This is a genomic window from Aporhodopirellula rubra, assembly GCF_014192335.1.
GTDB lineage: Bacteria > Planctomycetota > Planctomycetia > Pirellulales > Pirellulaceae > Rhodopirellula > Rhodopirellula rubra.
On record NZ_JACHXU010000008.1, the window covers coordinates 270521 to 295657 of the forward strand.

Genomic DNA, 25137 nt, shown 5'->3' on the forward strand with positions numbered 1-25137 from the left:
CCGATTTATTTCTTCCAAGGCTTCGGTCAAACCATGACCCACCGACGAAACCCACTTTCGCGAGCGTCACGTACTGTTTCCCGTCGAGATGTTCGGCGAAACCAGGTCGCCCCGCGTCGTAAACCTTCCGATATGTCACGTCGGTTGCAGCACCAAACTCTTGAACGGCGTGAATTGCTCGCTGCTGAAATCATCAGCGGGCCGCGACTGGTCAGCGTCGAGGCGGGGGCGGATTCCCAAATCCGGCTGGACGGGACGAGCGCGGAGAACCGACTCGATTCGGCACCACGCGAACTCACGTTCCGGTTCGACGGCACATCAAGGCTCGACCAGAACACACTCGGTGGCATTCGCATCATCGGTTCCGGTGGGGACGGAACCTTTGAAGACGGGAACGAATTTTTGATTCAACCCGGCTTCCAAGGATTTGCCGATGACGAAGTGGGAGACCGAGTGGTCGTTTCGCGTTTCGTCGAAGCGTTGCCGGACGACCGTTACCGGATCCAAATCGCCGGTTATGACGACGTCAATAACAACGACGTGTTCGTCAACGGCGGTTCGATCAACACCAACATCACGGCCCTGCGTGACACCAACGGCAACGCAATCCTGCCCGCTGATCAGGTCAGTTCCGCCACGCCTTCACTGAACATCGATTTCGAAGTCGAAGTCGGTCCGCGGGTTGTTGCCGTGGTGCCACAGCCAATCTCGGGGCCTGCGGGGAACCGAACACAGGCTCGCAACGAGGTTCACGTTTTCTTCAATCGTGATCCGTTGTCAAACCCGAGCGCGGGAACGATCACGAACAGTGCGACTCCAGGGGCGGGACAAACGACGTCAACGCTTCCGGTGGTTCGTCCCGAGTTCTATCAGTTGTTCATGACCCAAGACACGGTCGACAACAGTGATGATTTAAGACTGACGCCCACGACAGTGATCTATGATCCGACGCAGGCGTTGGCGATTTTGCAGTTCTCTGATGATCTGTCTAATTTGACCGGAAACGCGGAAGGCGTCGGCACGTTCCGATTGCGTGTCGGTAGCGGCGATTCGCTTCCTGATGCGCCCACCGTGTTGCAGGTTCCAGGTGAGGGAACACAGGTTCTCGATCAGAGCGGCAATCCCACGACGGTGCCGTCCAACGACACGTTCAGCAACAGCGGTGTCGTGGTTGTCGATGAAACCGTAGCCGGACCGACTCCGACGGTTAAGACAGAAGAAATCCGTTTTGATCCTGCGGGCGGAATTCAAAGTGTCTTGGTGCAGGGTGGTTCGATTCAGAACACAGGGACTTATGTTCCGCCATGGCCAGGTGCCTATGAGGCTCCGGGGTCGCGCGATTATCGCCGCGATGCGAGCATGGTCGGACGCATTGACACCACAACGGGGATCAATGTGTTCCCGTATAACTTTGCCACCATTTACGGCAACGATGCTCAAGGTCGCTCGCTCGATACTGCCATCACGGCGGCACAGAAACAACGTGCTCGGGAAATTTTCGACCTCTACGAACAGCATCTCGGTGTGAAGTTTGTTGAGACGCAGGACTCCGGTTTGCAAATCGTTACTGGTGACTTGCGAGCGATCCAAGAAACGGCCGACACCGGTGCTGGTGAAGGCACTCCATACAGTTTGTATCGTGTTAACGAACGCGACCCTTCGCGAGGCGTGCTCGTTCTTGAGGCCGATGAGGGATGGTACGACGGTTACGGTTTGTCGCCCGACGACCGACCGAGTTGGTTTGTCGAGGCACTGCGTGGCGTTGGGAACCTACTCGGGATCGGTAATCTCTTCGAATTGCCCGATGGCGTTGCCGCCGGTGGTAGCAGCCCCGATGAACCCAACAGTGAGATCTACAGCAACGACGGCAACTTTAGCGACGGAACCAACGGCGGCCAACGGGCTGACATTGCGGGATTCCCGTCACTGCCGAGCGAGCCAGATTTCCTGAGTCAGAGCGACATCACGATCGGCCAGGCGTTGCATCGTCCCGAGAGCAGCGACGTGGACTTCTACTCGTTCGCTGTAGAGGCACCTGCCGATGAGAACGTCGCCGACGATGCGATTCTAGGGCGTTTGTCACTGGAGACGTTTGCGCAGCGACTCACCAGCACCAGTCTGCTCGATACGACGATTCAGCTCTACCGGGTGACGGCGGGAACCGGAGGCAGTTCCAATTTTGAACTGATCGCACGTAACGATGATTCCTATGGTGACGACTCTTTCTTGCGGGTTGATCTGACGGCGGGTGATTACATTGTCGGCGTGAGCAGCAAGGGCAACGATTCCTACGACGGCGAACAGGCTGGAACGGCAAACGATGGTCGAAGTGAGGGCGACTATGAACTACGCATGACGTTTGACTCCGCTATCGGAGTTGCCGGGACCAACGCATTGGTTGACGCTCAGGGAACACGTCTCGATGGCGACGCGGACGGTGAAGCCGGGGGTGATTTCAATTTCTGGTTTAAGGTAGCACCGGATGATTCGGCAGCGACCACGCCACGTACGATTTTTGTCGTCAAAGACGCGGACGGAAACGACGCCGGCGACGGAAGTTTGGATGCGCCGTATCGAACGGTTTCTCGTGCTCTTTCGGCTGCCCGACCTGGCGATCTCGTGCGATTGTTGCCTTCGGCGGGTGCGGACGGTTTGGTAACGGCTGTCGACGATCCTGGGACACCGAACATTGACGAGGCACAGCTCGCGCAAGCCGACAACCGTGCCTACGAATTCGGACGCGGCGGCAGCAGCAATGCCGTACTTTCAGACGGCGAAACGTTTGAGATTCCTCAAAACGTTACCGTGATGATCGACGCGGGTGCGCTGTTGAAACTGCGGGATTCAAAAATTGTTGTTGGTAGTGAATCGGTCGACGAAGATCGTTCATTGGCTTCGTTGCAGGTTCTCGGAACGCCGGAATCATCGGTTGTCTTCACCAGCTACGATGATCAAACGGTTGGTTTCGACACGAACTCGTTGCAAACGAATCCCGCCGCTGGTCACTGGGCCGGTATCGAGTTCCGAAATGATATCGATAACGCCGAAGGCCGTGGCAACTGGGAAAATGATGGGATTTTCCTAGACTACGTTTCGCACGCCGATATCCGATACGGCGGTGGTCGTACGGGAGTGCGTGAAACACCGGTCTCCCCGATCCAACTGGACGAGAGTCGTCCCACGTTGATCTATAACAACATTTCGTTCGGTGCTAGCGCCGCCATTAGTGCGGACCCGAACAGTTTCCGGGAAGACAATTTTCACTCGCCTCGTTACCAAGTGGGTGCGCCGTTCACGAGTGACTACGACCGTGTCGGTCCCGAAATCTCCGGAAATGTTCTGACGGGCAACTCGATCAACGGGTTATTCGTTCGCGTGGATACGCCCGCCGCTGGTGAGTTGGAAGAACTCACGGTGAGCGGCCGATTCGATGATACCGATATCGTCCACTCGATCAGCCAAGTTCTAACTGTCGCCGGTTCACCCGGCGGACCGTTGCTGCTCCAAGATCGTCCCGATGTTCGCAACGTGACGTTTACCTCTTCGTCGACCGGAGATCTCGCGGCGGGAGAGTACGAATACGTTTTGACGTTCGTGACTACCGAGGGCAACGAGTCTTTGGTCAGTTTGCCAACCAGTCGTCGCACACTCATCGGAAGCGGTGCGATCACTCTGCAGAACTTGCCGATTGCGTCGAGCGAGTTTGCTGGACGCAACCTTTATCGCGGTACCGTCGTCGGTGGCGTGGTGACGTATGAATTGGTCGAGCGTCTCGACCGATCGAGCAGGTCGATCGTGGACTCCGGACAAACGAGGGCTGGCGCCCCCAATATCGTTGCTGCACCTGACGCCGGCAGCGTGACCGTGACTGGTTTCGATGGTTCGGGGCAGCTCGAACGGGATCGGGTCTACGACTATCGAATTACGTTTGAAGATGCGTTCGGTGGCGAGACCCGCGCGAGTGCGCCCACGACGATGGTCGTATCGGGGCAAGACGGCGCAATTTTCTTGGAGAACCTGCCCGTTGCTCCTTCGGAGTTCATCGGGACCAATGTGTATCGATTGGATCCTGCGTCGGGCGACTACACACTGATCGCAGAACTGCGGTTGGGTGAGACTGAATTGTTTGATGACGGACGTAGCCAGTTCGGTGACGGCACGTTCTTAGGACGCAACTTGGGCGACCAAGCCGACGGCGGCACAAAATTACTGCCTCGCTACGACGCGCGACTAACGATCGATCCTGATGTGATCATCAAGATGGATAACGCGCGGATCGAAGTGAATTTCGGTGCGGACTTCTATGCCGAGGGCACCAGTTCCAAACCAATCGTTTTCACGTCTCGCAATGATGACGAGTATGGCGTTGGCGGAACATTCGACACCAACAACGATGGAGCGAGTGAAGGTGCTGCTGGGGATTGGGGCGGGATCATGCTCCGTCAAGGTTCGACGGGAAGTCTCGATCATGTCGACGTTCGCTATGGTGGTGGTGAAGCACCGATCGAAGGTGGTCTTTCCAACTTTAATGCGTTGGAGATTTTGCAGGCTGACGTGCGGGTCGTGAACTCGATCTTCGTCAACAACGCAGACGGGAAATCCGAGATTCAGGATCCGTTTGATCCTCGCGTTGGTCGCGGTTTTAACGATTCATCGACCATCTTTGTTCGTGGTGCGCAGCCCGTTCTGATTGGGAACGTGATCTCTGATGGTGAAGGCGCCGCGATCAGCATCAACCCGGACGCCCTCGCGTTCCAAGGTGTGACGGATGCCGGACGTTCGACGGGAATGATCGACCGTTTTGTGACCCGTCTGGACAACCAGGGCCCGTTGTTGGCTGATAATCAGCTCAGTAACAATGAGATCAACGGGATGCGTGTCCGCAGTGAAATCGTGACGACGGATAGCGTCTGGGACGACACCGACATCGTTCACGTGGTTGAAGGCCCGATCTTCTCGTTGACACATCACTACTACGGCGCGTTGCGTCTGCGAAGTGAAGCAGATCAATCTTTGGTCGTGAAATTTGGTCCTGAGGGAACTCTCGTCGGTGGCGGTCGCCCGCTCGATATCGATGACCGGATTGGTGGCACGCTGCAAGTTCTCGGCTCACCCGGATTTCCGGTTGTGATGACCAGTTTGAACGACAGTTCTATCGGTGCAGGCTTTACGCCTGACGGACTGTCGCAACGCGACACGAATAACAGCGGTTTGCCGCTGGATGCCAACGGCAATGAGATCGTCACGGCGGCGGCAGGCGATTGGATCGGTTTGCAACTGCAATCATATGCGAATGACCGCAACGTTGCTTATGTGTATGAGAGTGAGCGAAGCGAAGCCGGAGCCATCGCAACGAACCTCGCACCTGAGAATGCACAGATCATTGGTGCACTTGCTGAGGGAGAGTATGCCGGCGACGAAAATCTCCGATTGGGGATCACCGTTCGCGGAACGTTGGCAGCGGATCAAGATATCGATACCTACCGTTTTTCGGCCAAAGGCGGCACCGCGGTTTACTTCGACATTGATGAAACCTCGACCGGACTCGATACGATCATCGAGCTTGTGACGGTGGGAGGCGAGGTCATCGCCCGCAGCGATAATTCACTCGCCGAAGCGATCGGAAACGAGTCCATCTTCGTTAACGAAGCCTTGTCGCAAGGCATTTCGCTGAACGACGTGCGATCGTTACCGACGGGACTAGCCAGTGGCAACGTTGAATCGCCGAACGTCTTTGATGCGGGCATGCGTGTCGTTTTACCAGGTGATGTCGGCAAAGACTCGACTTACTACGTGCGTGTTCGAAGCGCCAATAGCGAAACGCAGGGGCAATATGAACTAGGGCTGCGACTCAGCGCAGTGGACGAAGTTGCCGGTTCCACCATTCGCGGAGCCGATATCCGGTACGCGACGACGGCAATCGACGTCGCCGGTGCTGCGATACACAGTCCTCTGACGGGCGATGTCGGTGAAGAAGTTATCTACATCGACCCAACCCCGGGTGATCGCAATAGCGGTGATGAGCAAACTCGCGAGGCAGTGGATACGCGTCTCGACGGTTCGATAAACACCGCTCAGCCGCTCGGCAACCTGTTGACGTCGGACCGCGGTTCGTTGGTGGTAACCGGTGAAATCGGTAACCTAAACAACAGTCTATCGAACCCTCAGTTGTACTCATCGTTGCTTAACGAGCGTCTCGAAGATGTGGACGTCTACCAAGTCGATCTGTTCGCCCAACAGATTGCTCCTGATACGTTTGATAGTGAAAACCGATTTGTCTCCACGACGTTTGATATCGACTATGCGGACGAGTTGGCACGCGTTAACACGATCCTTTCAGTTTATGATTCACAAGGGCGCTTGATTCTCGTTAGCCGCGATAGCAATGTGACCGATGATCAAGGTCGTCCGCTGCAGGGCGTCGACATGGCTAACCTCAGCGGTGGATCAGCGGGAACGTCGGATGCCTATATTGGCCCTGTCGAACTGCCTGAAGGGACCTACTATGTGGCCGTCAGCAGTGAGGCAGTCGTCCCCGCGGTTCTCGATCAGTTCTTTTCTGAAAATGCTACCGAGCCCAACGTCCGATTGAGGCCGTTGAACTCAGTCCGGCCGCTTTCGCGAGACTCGTTTGAATCGATTATTGAAGTCGATGGCCGATTCATCGACGACACTGCCGAACGACCTGTCATCGAACCCGCGTTCAGTGCGGCGTCGCCGGTTCCGTACACGCTCGATGACATTCGATTGTTCGTTTCATACCAAGGTGGTATCTCGGGGAACAATGCGACGTCGCTGGCGAGTTTCAACCCGTTCACAGGAACGATGGAACGTTTGATCGGCCAATTCGGGCCTTCAACGGCGAGCATGGCGATTCGAGATGACGGCGAGTTGTATACATACAACTTACCGCCGAACCAACCCAACAACGGCAACACGGGTAACTACCTCAATATCTCGCCGGTCAATGGGGCGTCCACGAATGATGGTGATGACGGGATCGCGTTCTCGCGAAACAATGAGGCAGGCGGTGCGGTCGAAGCGGACGCAAATGCTCAATTGTTGGTCACCGCGCTCGCATTCCCACGTGCCAGTGGAAACTCGTCGATTAATACTTCGGCGGTCAATGGAAATGAGCGTTTCTGGGTTGTTGGTAACCGTGATAATGGTGGGCGTGCCGGCGAGGTTCCAACTCTGTTGCGGAACAATATCGTCTACTCGGCCGCAACGATTAATGGTGAGATCACGTCGCTAGGAAGCACCAACAACAATGCCGATCGCAACTTTGCCGACGGTGTTCCCTACGACACCTCGTATGGCCCCGCTTCGGATGAAATTGAATTCGGAATCGTAGATACGGGACGTTTTGATACGTCCCGCGGAGCGGACGGCGGGTTCATTACGGGAATGGCAGCCTTCCCTGACAACTTCAATCAACTCGTTGCGACGACGGACGCGGGTGGCATTCACGTGTTCAGCCCGAACGACAATATCGACGCGCCATTGAACAGTGAAGCTGCGGGTTACGGTCGAGTGATTCCGACCCAATTCTATGGGACTGTGGCGCCACATCCTGGGCACAATGTAGCAACACCGATATTCAGCAGCGTGACGTTTGGTCCTCAAGCCGTCGAGGGACAGGCATATCGACAAACTCTGTTTGCAACGACTACTGATGGATGGCTGTATGCCTTTACGTTGGTTGAAGCAGACGACGGAACTCTGTCCACTGAACCCGCTCGCGTCTTCCTTGACGGACGCTTTGCGGTTGAGCTTAGTCTGATCACCGGAGCGTCTGTTGGGCGAACCCCGATCGGAATTGCGTTCAGCAATCTGGAAGTCAACCCGTGGCACTCAACGAATGATCGTTTTGATGATGTTGGACACGGACAAGAGGTCCCATATGATCAATCGAGAATTGGGACAACAGGAGGCAACAGCCTGTACTTTGGGTTCGAAATTGATGGCGGGAACTCGAAGGCAACCAATACTCTTTCACGTGCCGATGGAGATGCGCTGGGAGAGCTGGCGCCCGGTGGAAGTCACGGTAGCGCGATTTCGGAACCGTTTGATCTGCGAGAATACTCCGCGGCGGATAAGCCGACGCTCTACTTCACCTACAACATCGAGGTTGAAGACAACGACGATTACGCTCCCGGGCGGGCGCAGCGGGATAGCTTCCGGGTATTCGGCGCCGGCGACGATGGCAATTGGGTGTTGTTGGCGACAAACGATGATTACAAGCAGTTGGCGCCTGCCGATGAATACGAAGATTACGCCACTACGGGAATCGCTGTTCAAACGATCTTTGATGACAATGGGGCGGATCAATGGCGTCAAGTACGTGCCGACCTGTCACCGCTTGCTGGTAGCAGCAATGTTCGGATTCGATTCGATTTCTCAACCGCTGGCGCAATGCAGCAGCATTTCGGCAGTGTTGAATTGGTTGGCGTGGCCGGGCAAGATCTAGAAGATCGTGATCAAACTGTTATCACTGGTAATGACGGCATTAGTGTTGTTCTGGAGAACATTGTTGGCCGAGACGTCGTCTTTCCGGCGGGCAGTGAACTCAATGATGGTGATTCTTTCCTAATTTCGAACGCCGTTGATATCCAAGCACTGGGCAGTTCGCAGGTTGTTGCACGTTTCCGGAATACGACCGATCCGTCATCAATCAGTAGCGGTTCCCCCGTTGCGACGTCGACCACACCGACTCTTGGGATGTTGATTCCGCGTGGATCGGAAATCGTTGACGGGCAATTGCTCGAGGTCACGACGCCGAGCGGAGTTTCGACGATTCAGTTTCTTGATTTCGGTTTCACAGGCGGCTTCGCTGGTTTCGGTGGACCAGGTATCTCTGGCACGGTCACCTTCAGTGCCGATGGTTTTGAAAGCAGTGCCGCAGATCTCGCTTCAGCAATACGCGATGCGCTGCTCGGCGAGGTCGATGTGGTTGTCGAAGGGAACGCGGTTGCGTTCTTGGGTGCTACGGCAATCTCAACCGATATTGATCCATCAGCATTGAACGATGGAATTTCAACCGCACCTATTGATGCGGTTGTTTATACCGTACCGAATGGTGCATCGATCAGCAGTTTCCAGAGTTTGTTCTTTGATCAGGGTGTGTTGGGTGGCACGTCGGTTGTCTTCTTGCAACAGAACCCTGCAGGAACTTTGGCAACGGGGCCTGGTGTAGTCGTATATGAAACAACAGACACCGCCGACGAAGTCGCTGCCGAATTGCTGATCGCTCTTGGTGGTCTTGCCGCTCCGATAGCCGGTGCGGCCGATCAGATCGCCTTCCTGGGCGACGGTGTGACGACGGGGCCGGAGGTTTTGATCAGTTACCAACCTGGCATGAGTCGTGATCAGATTTCGAACGCAGTCGCGGCGGCAATGCCGGGACAAACGCAACCGCGCACCAACGGACTCGGGCGAGTCTCATTCCTTGCAGCAACCGATATCCAAGTTGACGGAGGGATTCGAGCAGGTCAGTCCAATCCGGTTCTTGTCAGCGAGGGGCTAGCCCGTTTAGTTGTTCCTTCGGGTGATCAAGCCTCCACAGGTGAGGTGTTGGAAATCGACCTGGATGGCACGCTGTTTACATTGACCTACGTCCGCAGTACCGAAGCGACAGGCGCGCTCGATGAAATCGTCTTCGATTCGGGTGAAACCAAGGCGGAAGTTGCGGCGAGCATATTGGCGTTGTTGCCCGCCGGATCTGCGTCGATTAACTCCGACGGTGACCTCGTATTTATCAGTCGCAGTGCGACCGCTACGGTAACGCCGAGTACGACACGCCTCGTTGTCGACCGGGCGGATATTAACTCGCTGCGTAACCAGATCATTCTGGCCGACGGAATTGATATCAACGATGATGAGATCATTGAAATCGTTAATGGTGGTAGCACGATTGTCGTTGTCTTCGATGACGGTGACGGTGTGGATCCAAACATCACGGCCGATATCGTGGTCAATTTCACCGATCTCAGTACCGGTGCCGAATTAGCGATCGATTTGGCGAACCAATTATCTGCAATTGCTCCGGGACTTAATCCGGTTCAAACCGACAACGTGGTTCGAGTAAATGTTCCGGCTTCCGGGGGCAGCGACCCTACGGCAACGCGGCGAGGCAATGATTTCTCGGCGACGACGATCGAGGCGGTGCAGATCAAGTTGCCTGTTGCGAATCAATTGGTCAACGGCGAGCAATTGGTGATCACTGTTGATGGCACTCCTTATCCTGTCACCTTCAACGACGCTGGTGGTGGTGCTGGTCCAGGCGTCGTCACCTACAACGGTAACGGTACAGCAGGTGCGAATACGAACCTGGATGAGCTAACACGCCGGTTAGCCGAAGAGGCGTTGCCGACGACGCTCGATATCGGACGCTTTGGCGATAGCATTATCATTTATGGAACTACTGTTTCCGTAAGCACACCTCAAGCGGGTAGCAATATTCAGGTAACGGATCTTCAAGCCTTGGATGTTTTCGTTCCCGAAGGCTCCGAGATTAATGATCGTGATACGATCGGATTGTCGGTTGGCAATCTGAATGATCCGATCCTCGACGCGTTGATCAATACGACGAATTTGACGCTGCGTGAGCGACGAACGACCGATCCGCTCATTATCGGCAACCAGGATGTTTTGGCGTTTGATAGTACTGAAACCGCAGAAGACGTTCGTCTAACGTTGCTCAGTAAGCTGTCTGCGTTTGCGGTGCCAGTTGATGGAACCACCAATCGTCTTCGGACGGTTGCAAACCGGTTTGATGAAACTCAGGCAGATAGTGCAGTGGATTTCCGCCTCGATCCGGTTCTCTCATTGTTGATCCCGGACCCTGCTGACCTCAAGACGGGCGAATCGGTCACCCTGACAGGCTGGGGCGGTGGGGCGATTCAAATGACCTTTGTCCGTCGCGGTACGAATGTCGCGGATAATGGTGGTATTCAGATCTTCTTCGATGAAGGTGATACCGGGCAGGATATTGCCATTCAAATCGTAGACAAGTTGCGTGATATCAATATCAATTCGGTCGCGGAACTGCTTGAAGATCCTAACTTTGTCGGTGTTGGAATCGAAAGCCGTGGTGCCAATGGATTCCTCGGTATCGACCCAGCGACTACGTTCCTGGTTACGGATACGGTGGATACCTACGCCATTCCGGTCACGTTCCCTGCTGGCTCCGCCATTACTGATGGTGAGACGATTACCATTTTCCGCAAGGATGCGCCGATCGGAAACGGGCAAACGTACTACTTCACTACCGACGCAACCGATGTATCGCCTTTCGCGATCAACTATGAGGCGGGTTTCAGTCCGCAACAAGTCGCTGATGCTTTCCTGGCTCAAATTGACCCATCTCTATTCGCACGGCAGTTCGGAACATCCGGGCGCGAAATTTTGGTGCTCGAAGCGTCTTCGATTCGCGTCGGATCGTCATCAAACATTGTTAGCTTTGAAGCAACCGTTTCGACGACCGTGAACACGTTTTCGACACGCGCAGTGCCTGTGATCGTCGATGCGACCATGGACACCGTTGCAGTCACCGAACGCTTACGGCAAGCTCTTGCAGAGAGTCTCGGGCGGACAGAGTTGTTCTCAAACTCTTTCGGTACGGACGCCTCGTTGGAGGCCTCTGAGGATAACTTCAAAATTTACGGTGAAGACCGCATCCGATTGTTCAGTGCGTTCGTTTCCGATCCGGGAACATTTGGATTGAACCAAGACTTGTTTGGCGCAAGCATGCCGGGAGATTCGTTCGGCGTTGGTTTGCCGACGGGATTCAGTTCGGGGAATATCTCGACGATCGCGGCTTCGAATAATCAAGTTTCGGGTGTGTACATCGACGACATCATTGTCGGTTTCGCTGAACGAGGCGAAGCGGTGTACTACGAGAATTACTTTAACGAGCCAGGGAACTCGAACTTCGTTCTCGATCCTACTTACACGCCTGATTCACGTGCGGACAGCGTTCAGCCCGAGTTCCCAGATGAAATCCTGGTCGGAGCCTATTCGCTCGAGATTCGGACCGCTGACGAATACGGCGTGCCGGAGGACTACGACCCGATCAATCTCGCTCTCGATGAATCATTCTCTGCGGGGCGTTCGTTTGATACCAACGATCGTCTCGTCGACGGAGCAGTCACGATTGTCGCGCCTGCGGGTGTCGACCTTGTCGATGGCGATTCGTTCGTGCTCGATGACGGATCGAAACGATTGACGTTCGAATTCGATAGTCGCTATCAGCCGGGTGTCGCGTTGGGATCAGGTAACGTTCCCGTTGTGTTCGATCCTGTAGATACCGCTGCACAGATTGCAGCAAAGATTCGCAACGCAATCAATTCGCAGCAGTCGCAAGACTCGCTCGCGATCACGGCAGCTACAGGGGACGGACGGGATAGCGGTATTTCCAGTTCCAATCGTGTCGAACTGTTTGGCAACGAATATCGTTTCGACGCGAACGGTCAACGTCGATTGATCTCGGCGAACATTCTGGTGAATCCAGGCTCCGGCCGGACGTTGACGATGGACATGGTTGCCGAAGAGACGTTTGCTGGAAACTACACGAGTCGTCGCGTCTCATTGATCGACCACGATGCGGGCACCGTCGATTACGTGGTCTATGGCAATGAACTTGCTCAGGCGGCGGTACCGGGCTACGTCAACGGTGACACTCTCTTTGTTACTGGTAAAATTGGTGACGCGGTCGATATCGGTATCCCGGATCTGACAAGTGCCGATGACGGTTCTATCCTCGGTAGTGATCCTACAGAGGATATCGACACCATTCGTGTTTATCTCGAAGCAGGCAAAGGCATTGACATTGACGTCGATACCACGGGGCTGTTCCGAGTCGGTGAGGGGCTGCAGTTGCCGTTTGTTGCGATCGTGGAGCAGGGCACGAAGTTCACGTTCTCTGAATTGAATTTTGCGTACGCCCAACGTGCGGATGGTTCTCCGGCAATCTCTGATTTTAGTGCTCCGACGTTTGGGTTTGGTGAGACGCAGGCGGGAGCGAATCTGCAATTCACACCAGTGAAGTCTGGCTACTATGACATCATCGTTAGCAGTACAGCGGCCTACTTAGGTAGTCAGGGGCCGATAAGTATCACCGATGCGGAATCCGGTGAATACTTCATGTCGATTCGCCCGACCGGCGATCCGGGAGTGCCTGAACGTGACGTGTTGATGGTCGACTATCACTTCGGAATTACCGATGAGAATCGGGTTTCTGACCAAGGTCAGTTGATCATCGAGGGTAACTTCATTCGCGACTCAGCCGACGTCGGTATCTCGTCGGTGATCGGTGAAGCAGGGCAGGCGTTCTATGCCAATCAGACTCTCTTCGGAGGACCGACACAAAGTGTTCTTGCAGATACGTCAACGCGTCCTGGCAGCGCACGGCTAACACGCAATGCCAACCCGACGAGCCTGATTCCAGGTGCGGTCATTTACAACAACGTTGTGGAGCGGTCGGGTAATGTCGGTATCCAAATTGGTGGTGGTACGTACGACAACGGTGAGTATGGCACGCCGAACCTGTTTAGCCGCGTTATCAATAACACGATTGTCACAGCGGGAACCGGGATTGAAGTCAGCGGTCGCGCCGCACCGACGTTGATGAACAACGTGATCGTGGACGCCGGAACTGGCATCGACGTCGACTCGGTTGAGGCTAATGAAACTGTCACGGCACGTAACGTTTTCTCACGCAATGGTGTCGATAGTACGTTGCCACTGAGTTCAACATCGATCGTCATCCCAGACGGCGATCCGGTATTCCAAGACGAAGCTCGATCAATTTACCTGCCAGCAGCAGGAAGCCTCTTGATCGACAATTCGTTGAACTCTCTCAGTGACCGAAGCGAATTTGTCGATACGGTTAAGAAACCAGTCGGCATTGCCGCCTCACCGATCCTGGCACCGAACTTCGATATCTACGGGCAACCTCGTGTTGATGGTATCGCAGGTTCACCATCGGGCGGTGTTGGTTTGAACCCATTTATCGATCGTGGTGCGGTCGATCGTGCGGACTTCCGACGTCCTAACGCGGTCCTCAATAATCCGTTCGACGCTCCCGATGAATTTGCGGCGGGGTCGCCAACGGATCCGAATACGACCGGCGATACCGATCCTCAGCAATCGTTTGTGCGATTAGTTAATTCGGATCAGTTTGTCGAGTATTTCGAAATTCAGTTGATTGACGAGGCCGGTACCGGATTGGATGCCGACACCATCAACGGTGATACTGTCTTGATGACTGAGAATGGCGAGCAGTTGCTGCCTAATCGAGATTTCACGTTTGGTTACAGCGAGAACAGTCGCACGATTCGTTTGACACCTTTGGCAGGTGTTTGGAATCAAGACGCCGTTTATGAAATCACGCTCAATAACCAAGTTCGTCGGGTCATTGAACTGCAATCAGGCGGTTCCATTGCCGATGGCGATCAGGTTGTCGTGACCGATGACACCGGCCGCGAAACGGTTCTTGAATTCGACAGCGGTTACACGCTCGGCGTTCCACAGAACGATACGTTTGTCGTGACAGATACCAAGAGTGGATTCCGTGATACCGATACGTTCTCGATCACATCGCGTAACGGTTTGACGACTTATACGTTTGAAATCAACACCACCGGTACTGTGGCGAGTGCCAATGTCGCGATCCCATTGTCGGCTACGGGTACCGTCACCGAAGTTCGCGACGCGATTCTGCGGGTTCTCGATCCGACGCAGTTTGCCGGCAGTTCACCGACGGCGATCAACTATGCGAGCCTGTTAGGCATCACGCCGGTTGCTGTTGGCAACGACTCGATTCAATTGGGAACGTTGCCTGCGGTCCAATCAACGACGGTACCCCCAACGGCCTCACTGCCGGGGCACGTCATTAATATGGCTAATGTGTCGTCCGGTTTGATTAAAACGGGCACGGTGGATTCGATCGTTGACGGAGGCCAGTTCACCTACACCCGTGGCGATACAACGATCACGTTCGAGTTCGACTCCAACGACTCGTTTGATCCTGCGGATCAGACACCATCGCGACGTCGTGTCGAATTCAGTCGCACGGACACACCTGACCAAATTGCACAAGCGATCGCGACTGCACTTCGCGGTTCCAATATCGATTTGAGCGGTGCGGTTGCGATCGGCGACGGTTTGGTCTCCGTCGGTGGTCTCGAAGGCGACATGATCGATCTGCTCAACTCGCAAATGTCACTCACCGGCACACCCGGTGTGACTGGTTCTCTCAGTATGACGGTGCCGGACACGCAATCGGGATCCACGATTGATGGAACCACCGTTACAGTCAATGTTGGTAGCAAGACGGAAACCTTCTTGTTTACGAACGACGATCAACTGACGTCAGCGAACATTACCGTCGTAGTGGATCCGACGGCCGATGCGACGGAAATCGCTCAGGCACTCGAAGCCGCCGTGGCTCTCGCGTTCGAAAACGAACTCAACGTCCAACGCAGCGGTACGGCCATCACTCTCGGTGAGACCGAATCAGGGCAGGATAGCGAATTCACGACTATCGATATTGTCCCAGGTGCAGCCGTCGTTGGCGACGCTTTGGTGATCGGTGGCGTCAGTGGCGGGGCGATCCCGGTCGACTTCACGCCTAGCAATTCGTTCCCAGCCGTTTCGGTTGCGACGAAGGTGCAACAGGCAATTAACGAAGCAGGCATTGGTGTTGATGTGTTCTCACCAGGCGGCGGCGTGTTGCTGTTGGCGGGAACTCAAGACGTTGTGACACGAGGTGGCGTCGGTGGTGTCGAGACGACTGCGGAAACGATTCTCGCGATCTCCGATTTGGCGGGGAATCCGGTTAACCCGACTCGTCCGAATAACGAAACTCGCTTTACGATCATCATGCCGGATGTTCGATTCGACTTCGGCGATGCACCGCAGGAGTACGGAACGCTTCTGCAAAGCCCAACACCGGGACTGGATACGTCCGATTCGAACTACGTTCCTGGAAACGGCGCACGCCACGCTGTGACCGGTAGTTCATCGAGCCGCCTGGGCCGTTACGTTGACACCGAAGCCGATGGCCAGCCCGTGGGTTCGGGTGTTGGTGTGTCCGACGACATGGTGTTGACGGTCGGTGCGACTTCAGTCGCTGCGGATGTGGTGACCCCGACTTTCGCACGGATCACCGTTACCGCGATTCCACGCATCGGCGATGTGATGACTCTCACCGTTCGCACGCCTGATCCGGCCAACCCTGGTAGTTTCACGACTTCAACCAATTACGAGTTTGAATTCGTTAACGCAGGATCCACTCCGAGCGGACCAGGTGTTGCGGTTGAAATATCAGCCGGCGATGGTGTCGATGATGTCGCCGCTTCGTTGTTGGCCGCAATTGAGCTTCACGTGACCGACGTCGAAGCCGATTTGACTGCGATGATCAATGCATCGGAATTGGAGCAGATCGAGTTGCGTTCGACTTCGCTCGGCGGCACTCGAGCACGAGAGTTTGCTCTCGAGACTCAATCGGTCTTGTCCGCAGCCGGATTTACAGTCGATGATTCAGATCCATCGTCGTTGTCGGTTGCGTTCTCCGCCGTGCCCGTTCCGGGGCAACTGTTGGTACTTCGCACCGCGGATCGGTCGCGAACCTATGAGTTTGTCGATCCGTCTGCAAACCCACGGCCGGGCAGCGTTCCGGTTCTGATTCAGACGACGTTTACGACCGAACAGGTTGCCGAAGCATTATTGAATGCGATCGAGTCGAGCCTGAGCGATTTTGGTGGCAGCATCCTCGGGGAAATCGATTCCGCTGACGCTGCGAAGGTTAATTTGATAGCGATTGACGATGAAGACGGTGTCTCCGTGATCACGTTCAATCAGGGTGGTGCAAACCCACCGGCGTACTTCTTCGGACGTTATGAAGACAACGGGAAAGTCTTTGATTCGTCGCAATCGGATCAAGTCTTTGGATTCCTGAACCCGGCTGATCCGGTGGGAACCAACGTTGAGGTGTTCGTTACCGGTGGTGGTCTGATCGACGCCTGGGTCGACTTCAACGGTAACGGTATCTTTGATGTCGGGACGTCCGAGCAAGTGCTGTTCAACCAGCCCGTCGTTGATGGCCTCAATACACTGAGTATCTTCACTCCGAGTGACGTGGCTGACATCGACACATGGATGCGTGTCCGTTTGAGTAACTCTGGAAATACCAGCCCAACGGGAGTCGCGATTGGTGGTGAAGTCGAGGATTACCTCGTCAGCGTTCGTCGCGTGGAGGTTCCGTTGCCGTCAGGTCTTGGCGATCGGTTCATCGCCATGGAAGACACTCCGTTGCGAATCGACGCGTCCCTGAGCGCATCGAACCCGCCGCTGGATATCAACGGCAAGACGTTGTTGACCAACGACAACCTCGGCTCGCAGATCCTGCCTGTTCGATACTTTGTTGATCTTCCGCGAATTCTCGTTGATGATGACGGATCGACATTCCCCGATACGCTACTGGTTTATCGTACGCCACAGGGCGGACAGTTCGTCGTGGACCTCGCGGCCGGTGATGACCTGAGCGGATCGTTTACCTACACGCCTGCTGAAGACTTCTTCGGCGTCGACACGTTCCGCTATCGTCTGTCGACACAGCAGAATGCCGAGGGTGTTGATACGGACGATGTCGAGTTCGAAACGGTGACCATCAACGTGTTGCCGGACAACGATGATCCTCGTGCCAACGATGAAACATTCGTCACTTTCGAACCTACCAGCAATGGACCTGATCCGACGTTGGTGATTGACGCGTCCGACCTGGTTTCGTCCGCACTACCGGACTTTGACCCGAATCAAACAACATCGCCTCAAAACGAATCGAATCAAACGATCCTGATTCGATCGATCGCTACCGTTAACGGAACAATCACCGCGGGCGGTGCGACCGACACTATCACGACGAGTCGTGGCGGAACGTTGGTGGCTGAATTCAATAGCACGACCAACCCACAGTGGATCACCCGCGTTCTTTACACGCCTGCGGATGATTTCAACAGTGACGTAGGAGCACTCAACGCATTGTTGCTCGACGAATTCACGTTCACCTTGATGGATGATGGTATTTCGGTGCTGCCGACGGAATTGAATGACAACCTCAATGCACTCAACCTGGGTGCCGACGACCTCAGTGCGTCGCCGTACTTCATTAGTGGTGGTCAGCGCAATCAGTTCTTGAGGAAACCGGTTACTGCTGCGGAAGCAACCGCGACCGCGACAATTCGCGTCACACCTCGGAACGACGCTCCTGAATTGGTTACCGACTATGTCGGATTGACCGACGAAACCGGGGCTCCGAACACCCGCTATCTGAACTTCTTTACGAACCCAGCGACGCGTCCGACGCCAACCGAAGATTCGGTGCTCGTTTTCCCAACGTCCTACTTGCTCGATAACGATTCGACCGGACCGGTCGGTGCGATCGACGAAACCGATCCGTTGATCGGAAACGATAGCAATATCCGTGTCGTTGGCGTGGGAATGGATGATGCCACACCTGAGACACTGAGCCGCGGATCGATTTCGTTGGATCCAACGACCGGAATGATCACGTTCACACCGGCGGCGGACGTGTATGGCGAAATCACATTTGTTTACACCGTGATGGACAGTGGTATCGACGAAGGCACTGATATCACGGACGTCTTTGACCCGAACGATCGCGGAACGCAAACCGTCAATGGTCTGACGTCAACGATTACTGCGACGATCTTCGTCGCACCTGTTAATGACGCTCCCGTTGCCTACGACCGATTGCGTCGAACCAACGAAGACACACCGCTGACAATTACAGCGGCTGACTTGCTCGGTGCTGGAACGTCTGCCTCGTCGCAAATTCAGATCTCGAACTTTGCGGTCACGCTGCCGGATGCCGACAACCTGATCAACGGAGAGGTGTTGATCTTGTCCGCCGACAACGGCCAACGCGTGGCGATCGAATTCAATACCACGGGTGTTGTCTCGCAAGGTATTGATCGAGTCGTCCGCTACACCGCGGGTGAATTCGGTTCGGACATCGCAGCACGTCTCGAACAAGCTCTGCGAGCGGTCGGCTTCGGCGGAACGGCAGCAGGGAACCAAGTCACGTTCAACGATGCGGACGTTCTTAATGAGATCACCGCTCCGACATCGTTGGTGGTTAGCCCGGCGTCGCAAATAATCACGATCCCCTCCGGTGTTGATCTGGGAGACGGTGAACGCGTCGTGGTCCTAGATGCAACCGGTGTAGAACATATCTTTGAATTCACAACCACTGGTAGTGTTGCTGCGGGAGTCATCCCGGTCGCAATCAGTGCAGCGGACTCGTCGCAGCAAATCGCGGAATCGTTGGCAACAGCGATGCTGGCTGAAGGGTTTGGCTCCGTCGCCGCACCAACGGCTCAAACCGAATTCCGCGTGCGAATCAACGGTGCTACTTCGATTGCTGCGGAGACCGGCACGTCGGCGATTCGCGTCGTCGGTAGTGACGTGATCCTGCCAATCGGTGCTCTGTTGCAGAACGGTGAGTTACTGCAGATCGATAACGCCACGGGTGGCACGACAATTGTGGAATTCGGTACCGGATCGGCGAGTGATCCGTCGCACGTCTTCGTCTCCTACTCTGGCGTCGACACCGTTCCCGATCTGTCCGCTCGCTTGGCTGACGCTCTGAACGACGCAACCGATCCGAACGCTTCGGAAGTTTCCGCGACCGCTCTGACGTTTGTCGAATGGGATGTTACCGTCAACGATGTCGTTTCGGTTGTCATCAACGATGCCGCTTCGGCGATCGAATTCAATGGTGAAGATCTAATCCTTCCGCCGCTCGCACAGTTGATCGATGGCGAAACGGTTACGATTACCAACGACGACGGTCAGGATTTTGTAATCGAGTTCAACGTGACGGGTGTCGCGTCGCCGGGCAGCACGCTCGCAATCGCGTACAGTCCGGTCGGTTCACTCGATACAGTGCTCGCCGATCTCGCGACGGCACTGCAAGGACTCGGCGTTGGCGGGAAGTTCGTTCCCGGTGGCGTGCGACTGAGCGATGCACAAACAATTTCGCTCGACCGTGCGGCGAGCGGTATCGAAATCAATGGAACCAACATTGTTGTCCCAGACGGATCGTTGTTGATCGACGGTCAACGGATTCGCGTGATGGATGCAACCGGTGACGAGACGATCGTCGAATTCAATACGTCGGGAATCCCGTCGGTTGGGGCCAACGTGGCGGTTGTCTTCGCTCCGACGAGCACGGCATCGGAAGTCGCAATCGCATTGCAGGAACAATTGCGAGCGATCGGCTTCGGCGCCAATGCCGAAATCGGAGCTATCGGCTTGCCTACCGATCGCGCTCGGGTGACCTTGCAGGTGCTCGACCAAGCGGTTGCGGGTGAATTGCCTGCCGCACCTGGTGACTTTGATCCGCGATTGGGAACTCCGTTCAACGAAGCGGAACAGACCGCGGGTCTGCGGATCATCGAAGTCGGAGTCGCCGGTGGAACGCTGAACTTGCAGAACAACCCGTCCTTGGTTTCGGCCAATCCTGCATCGATCGGAACGCTCGACCCGTGTGGTCCCAATGAAGCGTGTTTGGTCAGCGACGCGGGCGGTATCTTCCGCTTCACGATCGCAGAGGAGATGGTCAATGGCCAACTCTTGCGATACTTCGACAACATTCATTACACGCCGCCGTTGGACTACAACGAACAGTTGCCGTTCTCGGCGCGTGAACTGCTGACGTACAAGATCATCGATGACGGCTTGACGACTGTCACGAGTCCAGCGAATGTCACCAATTTGCCGCCGATGGTTTCGACTGAATCAGGTACTTTGACGATTACCGTGGGTGCAGAGAATGACGCTCCATCCTTCGATAGCCAGATTTCGATTAACGTACTCGAACGGGATAACAACTCGTCGACAACAATATCGAATTTCGTATCGCGGATCTTTGCCGGGCCAGCGGGTGCGTTTGACGAAATTCAAACCCAACAGGTCGATTTCTTGGCACCACGTTTGGTATCAGGTGATGCGTCGATCATGGGTAGTGCTCCCGTTATCAACTACACGCCTGGGGATACGGAGGGCTCGCTGACGGTGTTCCCTGCACCGGATCAGTTCGGGCAGTTGGTCTACGAAATTGTTGCGTATGAAGTCTCGGACCCTAATGTTCTTTCGACTCCGCAACTGGTCACAATCAATGTGCGTCCGGTCAATGACGCACCTCGAATCAATCCGGTCATCGCTGGTACGACCGAATGTGTGGTCAACAACGTTTCGGACGACCCGAACGACCCGAATTATCTCACTCCGGCTGAGTTGGCCGCGTTGACTTGCGATGCCGCGATCGATGGTCGCTACAGCGATGAGGGCTATTCGGTCGATACCGGATTCGATACCGATGGAGACGGATTCCTTGATCAAGCCACGATCCGTTACACGCTGCGTGAGGACAACACTCAGCCAATCGACGGTCAAACAGATCAAGTCCAAACGGGGAGTTACTTCATTCCGATTGATCGGGATCGTGCACTACCCGCAGATGTTGCAGGCAGTGTTAACGTTGGTGCCTACACACGAGTCGGCCTCCTCGATATTTACGATATTGGCCCAGCGAATGAGAGCGACATCGGTACGGACGAGGTTCCAACCGGTGGACCGCAGCAACTCGAATTATTCAACTTCCCCGATCGCACGGCGCTCGGCGGAACCTTGGTTCCTCGTTTCTCAACGACGGAAGTTGACGGCAACGGCAGTCCGCTGTTGATCGGATTGCTGTATACGCCTCCGACCGACTTCAACAACGCCACCGGCGCCGTTGATGCGTTCGAGTACACGGTGCGTGACGACAACCCTGGCGATGGCGAAACGTATTCGCTCGACACGAATTCCCTCGTGCAGAACCGGCGTACGGCGACCTCGAAAGTGGAGCTCAGCCTGAATCCGGTCAACGATCGACCTGAATTCTCGACGTTGGATCTGCAGTATGAAGTCGCCGAAGACGGACCGTTGCAAATCATCAACGGGTTTGCGTTTGGAATTTCGGCCGGTCCTGCTCAAAGTGCGTTCGATGAAATCAGTTCGCGAACGGGTCAGAATCTGAACTTCACCGAAACGAGCCTTACGTTCGACGAAGCAGACTTCGAGCAGTTCTTTGAGGTGTTCCCGACAATCAACCTGCAAGGACAGCTTCGGTTCAAACCGGCCGCGAATGTGTTCGGAACGTTTGAATTCGCAATCGTGCTCAACGACGACGGTGGCGACAACAGTACTCGAGGCGATTTGCAGTCCTCGATTCCTGTGACGCTGACCATCGATGTTCAGCCCGTCAACGATCGACCAGTGATCGCTCCGGAATTCAACACGCCTGAAACGAATCCTCTTAGTTTTGAAGTGTCTGAAGGTGGATCGTTCGATGTACTGCTCAACGGTGACGGTACGAATCCTGGTCTGTTAGACGTGTTCCGCGTCGGGCCAGACAACGAAGCCGAAGACATCAATCCTGGTGGCAATCAGTCGCTCCAGCTAACTCAGCCGATTCCGGTGACGACCGCTCAAGGTGGAACGCTCGTCCTGGTGACACCGACGACGGGAAGTCCGTACTTCCGCTACACGCCGCGTGAGAACTACGTCGGTCCCGATAACTTTATCTACACCGTAACCGATGACGGAGTGACGGTTCCTGTTGGAACCGGTGGCACGATTCTCAACGAGCCACAGATTGCTTCAGGTACCGTGACGTTCGAGGTGTTGCCGGTCAACGACGCTCCTCAATTCAGCGGAGCGGGAGATGTCACGAGCGACGAAGATTCGAACGACGGTAACGGCCGTGGCGTTGTCACGATTGAAAACTGGGCCACTAACGTCCAAGCCGGACCTCCCGGGGCGGATGACGAAAACGGCAGTTCGACGTCCGACGGTCAGCCTCTTTACTTCGAAATCATCTTCGACAGTGGAGACACGGACCTCTTTACCGTCGATCCAACTGCGACGGTGAACGACGGAACTGCGTCGCTCAACTACACGCTCGCTCCGAATGCGAACGGCTCGGCGACGTTCACGGTACAGCTCTTCGATGAAGGGCCGAACAACCAAGGTAATGGTGACGTGTTTGCTTCGGATATCCGAACGTTCACAATCAACGTTAACCCTGTGAACGACTCACCGTCGTTCGTGCCAGGGGGAACCGTGACGGTTAACGAAGATCGCGGGCCTTACACGGCGACCTGGGCAACCAGCGTCTCACCAGGACCTGCGGATGAATCCTCGCAAGTGGTTGAGTTCCGCGTCACACCGGTATCCACGAGCGATGCGGCTCTGTTCACAACCGAGGGACAGCCGAAGATTTCGACTACCGGTATCTTGACCTTTACCCCGGCCGCAAACGCCAACGGCGTTGCTCAGTTGCAAGTGGTTGCCTTTGATTCCGAAGGTGCTGAGAGTTCCTCGGTCACGTTGGAGATCGTTGTCACGCCCGTGAACGACTTCCCGTCACCTGTTGGTGATCTGTTGTCGCCAACCACCGAGGACGACATCCTTCAGATTCCTGCATCGGTACTACTCGCCAACGATGTTGACATCGATTTGGGTGATGCCGATCCGGATGAATTGCGATTGTCGATGCCCCTGGTTCAGCGAAGTCTTCGTGGAGCACTCGTCACGTTCGATCCAGACACGCAGATCGTAACGTACAACCCAACCGGTCGGATTGTTGATCCCGACACCGGCGAGGTGACGATCGATGCCGCTGCACGTGAATTGCAATCACTGCGGGGTGCACCGAATGCCAACACACCGGCTCCTGTGCTCGCCGACTCGTTCAGTTACGCGGTCACCGATCGTGCAGGCCGAAGCGTGACGCCGGCTCGAACGAGCAACAGCGTACTCGTCACGGTGAACGTTTCGGGTGTGAACGATGCTCCCGTTCTGAACCCGGATACGCCAACGCTCAACACATCGGGCCCAACGACGATCGATGTTCTCGCCAACGATGAGGACATCGACGGCACCATCCTTCCAGGATCGATCGAAATCACCAGCCAGCCGGCCTTTGGTGAAGTCAGCATCAATACGGACGGAACGATTGTGTACACGCCGTTCACGGACTTCCCTGGATTCGACCAGTTCGAATACAGCGTTCGCGATGACCTGGGGGCACTCAGCGAAGGCGGTCTCGTAACAATCAGTCCAAACCCTGCACCAGTGGTGGAAGATGACAACACGCTCGCCTACCTAGGAGAGTCGATCATCATCCGGGTTCTCAATAATGATGCGGATCCTGATGAGGTTGATGGCAATCCGAATACCACCGACACGATCGACCCGACCAGCATTGTGATCGAGTCGGGACCATCTGCCGGAACGATCACTCCGCTGGCCGATGGCACGGTTCGGTATACACCGGCGACCGGATTTACCGGACGCGATTCGTTCCAATACACCGTTGCGGATTCCAACGGCCGACGCAGTGGATTGGCGACGGTCAACATCCAAGTCGTTTCGAGCCGATTGCAGAACCCTGACCTGCGGTACGACGTCAACGACGACGGTGAAGTGTCAGCCCTCGACGCGTTGTTGGTGATTAATCACCTCAACCGCTATGCGAGTGCGGGCGGCTTCAACGGTGCCGGCAATATTCCGGATGCAGCCAACTTGACGGTTGAAACCGACGACCCGATTCCACCAGATACCTATCTCTTCGATGGCGTGAGCTACGGTGCAGGTTACTTCGACGTTTCAGGTAACCGCATCATTTCAGAGATTGATGCTCTGCAAGTGATCAATGAACTGAATCGTCGCGATACGTCGGGAAGCGTGAGCGAACCGCTACCGCAAACGGTTCTTGCGTCGCCATCGGTGTCGGCTTCTATCTCCAATGGTAACGCCAGCGGTGAGCCGATCGCATTGGTCGCTCCGGCACCGTCATCGGACGAAACACGGTCTGCCGATGAAGTCGTGTTTGAGACGTTTGACATGTTCGAAGTCGAAGACAAGTGGGTCGATTCGACATCCACTGAATCGATCGACCTCGATGTGATCGATCGACTCGCTACGGCACAATCCGACGGCGACGGTTCCCAAGATGCCTCGTCGGATCCTTCGGCGATCGACGCGGCGATGGCAAAACTGTTATAG

Annotated in this window: 1 protein-coding gene; it reads left to right on the forward strand. The window is 55.3% G+C overall.

All coding sequences use genetic code 11. The features are described from left to right. Positions 1–132 precede the first annotated feature (132 nt). Positions 133–25137 (forward strand): tandem-95 repeat protein, encoded by a 25005-nt coding sequence (locus FHS27_RS13315; protein WP_184305407.1) that lies wholly within the window; start codon positions 133–135, stop codon positions 25135–25137.